The sequence below is a fragment of the Myxococcus sp. AM010 genome, assembly GCF_013372585.1.
Lineage (GTDB): Bacteria > Myxococcota > Myxococcia > Myxococcales > Myxococcaceae > Myxococcus > Myxococcus vastator.
The window spans coordinates 39,489-45,588 of record NZ_JABXEO010000075.1 but is presented as its reverse complement, the minus strand read 5'-3'; the positions used below and the strand labels follow the sequence as shown (position 1 = coordinate 45,588).

6 protein-coding genes and 1 tRNA gene are annotated in these 6,100 nt (G+C 71.8%); 6 read left to right on the top strand and 1 reads right to left on the bottom strand.

Translation table 11 applies throughout. From position 1 onward, the window contains the following. Window positions 1-68 precede the first annotated feature (68 nt). Window positions 69-1,460: an NAD(P)/FAD-dependent oxidoreductase gene (locus tag HV826_RS28000; RefSeq protein ID WP_176420025.1), complete on the bottom strand. Its 1,392-nt coding sequence runs from the start codon at window positions 1,458-1,460 to the stop codon at window positions 69-71. Window positions 1,461-1,960: 500 nt separating this feature from the next. Between HV826_RS28000 and HV826_RS27995 the strand changes: the two genes are divergently transcribed. The 6 genes from HV826_RS27995 (at window position 1,961) to HV826_RS27970 (ending at window position 6,036) form a co-directional block, all read left to right on the top strand. Beyond that, window positions 1,961-2,323, top strand: coding sequence for a ribosome-binding factor A (locus tag HV826_RS27995; protein WP_176420024.1), 363 nt, complete (start codon window positions 1,961-1,963; stop codon window positions 2,321-2,323). Then, on the top strand, window positions 2,320-3,477 hold the full coding sequence (locus tag HV826_RS27990) for an RtcB family protein (RefSeq protein ID WP_176420023.1): 1,158 nt from the start codon (window positions 2,320-2,322) through the stop codon (window positions 3,475-3,477). Before HV826_RS27995 ends, HV826_RS27990 begins: the two co-directional genes overlap by 4 nt. Before the next feature lie 206 nt (window positions 3,478-3,683). After that, window positions 3,684-3,757 (top strand) — tRNA-Gln (locus HV826_RS27985). 61 nt (window positions 3,758-3,818) lie between these two features. Continuing rightward, the gene (locus HV826_RS27980; protein ID WP_176420022.1) at window positions 3,819-4,346 is read left to right on the top strand and encodes a non-proteolytic archaemetzincin-like protein; all 528 of its coding nucleotides are present in this window, start codon (window positions 3,819-3,821) and stop codon (window positions 4,344-4,346) included. A gap of 90 nt (window positions 4,347-4,436) precedes the next feature. Next, window positions 4,437-5,402 carry a PD40 domain-containing protein gene (locus tag HV826_RS27975; RefSeq protein ID WP_176420021.1) on the top strand — a complete coding sequence of 322 codons (966 nt, stop codon included), beginning with the start codon at window positions 4,437-4,439 and terminating at the stop codon, window positions 5,400-5,402. A gap of 109 nt (window positions 5,403-5,511) precedes the next feature. Further along, window positions 5,512-6,036 carry a DUF6484 domain-containing protein gene (locus HV826_RS27970; RefSeq protein ID WP_176420020.1) on the top strand — a complete coding sequence of 175 codons (525 nt, stop codon included), beginning with the start codon at window positions 5,512-5,514 and terminating at the stop codon, window positions 6,034-6,036. Window positions 6,037-6,100 lie beyond the last annotated feature (64 nt).

Here is a 6,100-nt window from a genome sequence, read left to right as displayed (position 1 = left end):
GAGGGGTGGGGTGGGCAGCGGCACCATTCCACGCCCGCCCCCGCACACGCAACGGAGGGACCCGCGCGCTACAGGCCGTACGCCTCCAGCAGCTTCAACCACACCTCGCTCATGGTGGGGAACGACGGCACCGCGTGCCACAACGTATCGAGCGGCACCTCCCCCGCCACGGCGATGGTGGCCGCGTGGAGCATCTCCCCCACCTCAGGCCCGGTGAACGTGGCGCCCACCAGCACGCGGCGCTGCTCGTCCACCACCCACTTCACGGTGCCGGTGAGGCCCTTGCCCACCAGCGACGTGCCGGACACGTCCTGGAGCTGCTTCTCCACCGTGCGCACCGGCAGCCCGGCCTCGCGCGCCTTGGCCTCGGTGAGGCCCACGCTGGCCACCTGCGGGTGGGTGAAGACGACCTGCGGGGTGGCCTTCGCGTCCGCCCAGGCCCTCGCCTGCTTGCCCGCGATGACGTCGCCCACCATGCGGGCCTGGTACTTGCCCATGTGGGTGAGGAGGTTGCGGCCATTGGTGTCGCCGCACGCGTAGAGCCAGCCGCCGTCCACGCCCTTCGCGCGGAGCTGGTCGTCCACCTCCACCGGCTTGCCGCCCTCGAGCCCCACCGTCTCCAGCCCGATTCCCTCCGTGCGCGGCACGCGGCCCATGGCCACCAGGAGTTCGTCCGCGACGACCTGCTCGCCATTGGACAGCGTCACCGTCACCTCGCCCTTGCCGCCGGGCCGCTGGACGCTCTTCGCGGTCATCCCCAGCAGCACGCGCGCGCCGGAGTCCCGCAGCGCCTGGGCCACCTGCGCTCCGGCGAAGGGCTCCGCGCGGGACAGCAAGCCCTTTCCGCGCTGCACCAGCGTCACCTCGGAGCCTAGGGAGCGCCACGCCTGGGCCAGCTCCACCGCGACGGCGCCGCCGCCCAGCACCACCAGCCGCTTGGGCACCTGCCTGGCCGCGGTGCCCTGGCGGTTGTCCCAGGGCTGGGCGTCATTCAGCCCCGGGAGGTCCGGGATGCGCGGCCGGCTCCCGGTGGCCAGCACCACGGCCTTTCGCGCCTCCAGCTCCCGCGCGGCGCCGTCCTTGCGCTCCACGCGCACCTTGCGCGGGCCGGTGAGCCTGCCGGTGCCCCGCACCACCTTCAGCTTCGCGTCCTCGGCCCACTTCACCTGGGAGTCATCGTGGTAGTGGCTGACCATCGAATCCCGGTGGTCCAGCACCGCGCGCGCGTCGATGCCCGCCTGGAGCTTCTCGCGGACGCCGGCGGCATGCTCCGCCAGCCACCGGACCTCCCCCGGGCGCAGCAAGGCCTTGCTGGGGATGCAGGCCCAGTACGAGCACTCGCCGCCGAGCAGCTCGTGCTCCACCAGCGCCACCGACAGCCCCGCCGCCGCGGCGCGCGCACCGGCGACCTCCCCCGCGGGGCCCGCCCCAATCACCACCACGTCGAACGCTTCCGCCATGTGCCTTCACCTCGTGCCCACTGCGTAGCGCGACGGCGGGCCAGGCCCACGGCCGCGTTGAGACGCACGTCCGCTGCTGGAAAGTGAGGGTGGTCACCCGTCGACACCGGACACAGGGCCTGGGCCCGAGGGGTGGCTGGCTGTCAGGTCTGCCCGCGTCCTGCCGTCCCGGGCTGTCGCTTGACGTGGGCGGGAGGGCGGTCACACCTTGCCTGCGCAGCATCACGGTCCGCGCGGGAGTCACGCACGCGGTGGGAGGTGTGCCATGGGACGTGTCTTGAATGGAGTCTCGGGTCGCTCCGCGCTGAACGTGCTGAACCGGGTGGGCCGCCTCCCTCGCTGAGCGGGACGGAGCGCGCTTCCAGAGCCTTGGATTCGGCGGGTGCGCGGGGCCTTTGCCTCCGTGCAATGGGCCGGCGTGTGTCTCGTGCGTCGCTGACGGCTTGAAGCCGGGCGCGCACGAGGGCACGCGCGGCCTTCTGGGAACCGTTCGTCCGCTCATGTCCTCTTCCAGGAATCGCCGTACCTCGTCCTCGCGCCATCTGCGCGTGCAGTCCCACCTGTCCCAAGAAGTCTCCCGCACCTTCCGGGGTGAGCTGTCCGACCCGAGGCTCGAAGGCGTCGCGCTGACGTCCTTCGAGCTGTCGCCAGACGGCCGCCTCGTTCGCATCGGTTACACCGTCACGCCCGAAGCCGCGGCTGGCGGCCTTCGTCCCCTGCAGGCGGCGCTCGAAGGCGCCAGCGGCTACTTGCGCTCACAGCTCGCGGAGCACCTGGACCTCAAGCGCGTGCCGCAGCTTCGCTTCATCTACATCGGCGTCTCGGAGCACACGCCCGGGGCGGCGGAGGAGGGCGCGCCATGATGCCCCGTCTCCTTCCGCCCGCGCCGGGCTGCAGGCCCATCCTCGTCTGGGCACGCGCGCTGCCTCCCGGCGCGGAGAAGCAGCTGCGGCACCTCGCATCCCAGCCCTATGTCGTGGAGCACGTGGCCGCCATGCCGGACCTCCACGTCGCTTCCGGCATCGCCGTGGGCACCGTCTTCGCCACCGAGCACCACGTCGTGCCCGGGGCGCTGGGCGGAGACCTGGGTTGCGGCGTGAGCGCCTGGCGTTTCCCACGCACCTCGGGCCTCCCCGGACGGGACGTGCTGGAGCGCGTGCTGTCCTGGTTGGCCGAGCGCATCCCCGTGGGTGACGCCGTCCACCGGGGCCGAGGGCAGCCCTTGCCCTTGGCGCTGGCGTCACCACCCCTGTCCACCCAGAAGCTTCGCCATGCCTGGGTGCGGCTGGCGCCCAGACACCTGGGGACGCTCGGAGGCGGCAACCACTTCCTCGAACTGGACCGGGACGCGGACGGGGACCTCTGGCTGCTGCTGCACACCGGCTCGCGGGGCGTCGGCGCGGCCATCGCGGACCACCACGGGCGGGTGGCGCGGGCGCTCGGGGACGGCGGCCTTCCGGGCCTGAGCATCCACACCGCCGAGGGCGCCGCCTGCCTCGCCGACACGCAGTGGGCCTGCCGCTTCGCGCTCGCCAACCGGGAGGCCATCGCCGCGCGCGCGTTGGGCGTCCTGGAGGAGGCCCTGGGCGTGGCCGTCGACACCCCGTCGGTCGTGGACGTGCACCACAACCACGTCGCTCAAGAGGCGCACGGGGGCCGCGTGCTGCTGGTCCACCGCAAGGGCGCGGTAGGGCTCCATGCGGGCCGGCGCGGGCTCATCCCCGGCTCCATGGGCACGGCGTCCTACGTCGTGGAGGGGCTGGGCGAGCCGCGCGCCTTCCGCTCCTGCTCACACGGCGCGGGCCGCGTCCTCACCCGCTCGGAGGCCCGGGCGCGCATCCGTCCGGCGGCGCTGGAGCACGTGCTGCGGCGCGTGGTGTACGACAAGGGGCGCACCGCCACGCTGGTGGAGGAGGCCCCCGCCGCCTACCGCGACATCACCGAGGTGCTGGAGGACGAGGCCGACCTCGTCCGGCCGCTCCTGCGCCTCACGCCGCTCGCCGTCCTCAAGGGCTGACCGAGGAGTGGCCGCCCCTGGCGAGAGTCCGGGGCGGCTTTACTCCAGGTGTAAAGAGAGAGCGACAATGCGCCCGGCTCCGGCCGCCCTCGGGGCCCGGGCGAGGGGTCCAGTGGCTGACATTGCAGGGAACCGCTTCAGGGGAGTTCCCCGCACCCGTCGGGATGCCGTACACTCGGACACCAGAAGTACACGAGAGAACCTGCTGGGGCGTCGTCTAATGGCAGGACATCAGACTTTGACTCTGAGTATCAAGGTTCGAATCCTTGCGCCCCAGCCACTCCGCTCCGGGGGGACGCGGTAGCCATGCGTCCGCCACGTGCATGAAGGACGGTGGGCCGATGCCGCAGAAGACACTCCTTCTGGTCTCCGTGGGTAGCCCGCCTGTCTCACTGTTGAGGGACTTGCAGGACCCGCTGGCGGCGCAAATGGGTGTCACGGCGGTGGTGTCGAAGACGATGTTGACGACGCCCGCCTACGCCTTCAACAAGGACCGCGGTCAGTACCACTGCAACGCCATCATGCGGCGGCTGACGCCCATGCTGGAGCCCGGCCAGTTCGCCGTGTTGGGCATCTCCGACGTGGACCTCTTCGTCCCGGACTCGCCCTTCGTCTTCGGGGAAGCGGACCGTGAATCGAAGACGGCGGTGATGAGCCTCCACCGCCTGGCCCAGGGCGCCGCCAGCGACACGCTGCGGCGCCGCGCGCAGGTGGAGGTGGTGCACCAGGCGGGGCACCTGCTCGGGTTGTCCTACTGCGAGGACCCGCGGTGCGTGATGTTCTTCGCGCAGACGCCGCAGGACTGCGACCGCAAGCAGCTGACGCTCTGCAACCTCTGCCGCAACGAGCTCCAGAAGCTCAACCGCTGACCTTGACGGTGCGTTGAATCACCCGCGGCGCGTTGACGTCAGTCCCGGTGCGCTCTGTAGTACGGGGCTCTCTATCGGCCGGGAAGCGGAGTGACGACGATGACGGGCAAGCGGAGATTCCTCGGAGCGGTATTGGCGGTGGGGATGCTGGGGGGCTGCGAGCCCCTGGATGACGGCGGTGGCGGCGGCATCGGGGACGTCCTCTTCACCCGTGGCTTCGCCTTCGTGCGCGAGGACGACCGCAACGTCTTCGTGGTGGACGACAGCGGCGACGCCAACAGCCCGCAGCGGCTGACCAGCGTGGGCGGCGCCTACTGGCCTTCGGTGTCGCGTGACGGCCGCGGCGTGGTGTTCGTCCAGCGCAGCGGAGGCTCCACCTCGCTCCTGACGGTGCCCACCTCGGGCGGCACGCCGTCCACGCTGTTCCGGGCGAATGACTCGGCGTGCGCGCGCGGCTGCTCCAACTTCCGCACGCCCACCTTCAGCCCGGACGGGCGCAGCGTCGTCTTCGTCTTCTCGCCCGGCAACAGCTCCCAGACGGCGCTGGCGCGCATCAACACGGACGGCAGCGGCTTCCAGGAGCTCACGCCCAACAACGTCATCGCCTACGGCGCGCCGTCCTTCGTGCCCAACGGGAGCGCGGTGCTGGCGGGCGCGGGCAGCGGGCTGAACCAGCTCGACCAGCTCGCGCACGTGCCGCTCAACGGGAGCACCATCACCTATTCGTCCCTGAGCGCGGGCGTGCAGTTCGTGGAGAACCGCGTGGCGGTGTCTCCGAACGGCTCCCAGGTGGCGCTGGATGGGCGCCTGTCCTCCGGTGGCACGCGCATCTTCGTGGGACAGCTGTCGGGCTCGAACGTGGGGGCGCTCCAGCGCGTCACCAGCGGCGGCGCGGGCTCGGAGGAGTCGTGGCCGAGCTGGACGGGCGCCAGCCAACTGGGCTTCCTCATCAGCGCCGGCGGGAGCGACCCGGGCATCTACCGCGCGAACCTGAGCTCGGGCGCGGTGTCGCTGGCGGTGCCCAGCGCCACGGAGCCGTCCTACGGGCCGATTTGACCCGGAGCGGCTGACCTCGGGCCCGGTGGCGTGGCGTCAGGGCCGCCCGCCGGGCCTGATTCGCGCCGTGGGGGGCGCCTGCGGTAGCCTGACGCATGGAGATGCCGGCATGAGCGTGTCACCCGACAGCAAGTCCCTTGCCTCTGGCGCGCCGTCCCAGGAGCCCATCCTGGGGAGCCGGGCCGGCAACCTGGTGGGCGTTGATGCCAGCGGCGCGGTGCTCGTGGACTTCCCGGGGAGCACCTCGGGGCCGGTGGCCGCGCGGCTCGCCGTCGTCGTGGAGCCGAAGGCGCTCCAGGCCGCCGTCGCCCAGCGGCAGAAGGTGGTGCTCCTCTTCGAGAACGGAGACCCGCGGCTGCCCTTCGTCATGGGGCTCATCCAGGAGCCCAGCGCGACGCCGCTGCTGGATGCGTTGCTGGAGTCGCCACCCCCGGAGGCCACGCCGCGGCCCATGGAGGCCCATGTCGACGGCAAGCGCGTCGTCATCGAGGGCCAGGACGAAGTCGTCCTCAAGTGCGGCGAGGCCAGCATCACCTTGCGCCGCAACGGCAAGGTCATCGTGAAGGGCACCCAACTGGAGTCGCGCGCCTCCGGCACCCACCGCATCAAGGGCGGCACGGTCGAAATCAACTGACCCTCCAGGCGTAAGGCGACGTGCGTCTGGGGCAACTGGCGCCCCAGCGCGCGAGGCGCGATGC

What these genes read in the sequence shown, in the direction of transcription:
- HV826_RS28000 (WP_176420025.1), bottom strand. Translation starts at nt 1,460, where the DNA reads ATGGCGGAAGCGTTCGACGTGGTGGTGATTGGGGCGGGCCCCGCGGGG.
- HV826_RS27995 (WP_176420024.1), top strand. Translation starts at nt 1,961, where the DNA reads ATGTCCTCTTCCAGGAATCGCCGTACCTCGTCCTCGCGCCATCTGCGC.
- HV826_RS27990 (WP_176420023.1), top strand. Translation starts at nt 2,320, where the DNA reads ATGATGCCCCGTCTCCTTCCGCCCGCGCCGGGCTGCAGGCCCATCCTC.
- HV826_RS27980 (WP_176420022.1), top strand. Translation starts at nt 3,819, where the DNA reads ATGCCGCAGAAGACACTCCTTCTGGTCTCCGTGGGTAGCCCGCCTGTC.
- HV826_RS27970 (WP_176420020.1), top strand. Translation starts at nt 5,512, where the DNA reads ATGAGCGTGTCACCCGACAGCAAGTCCCTTGCCTCTGGCGCGCCGTCC.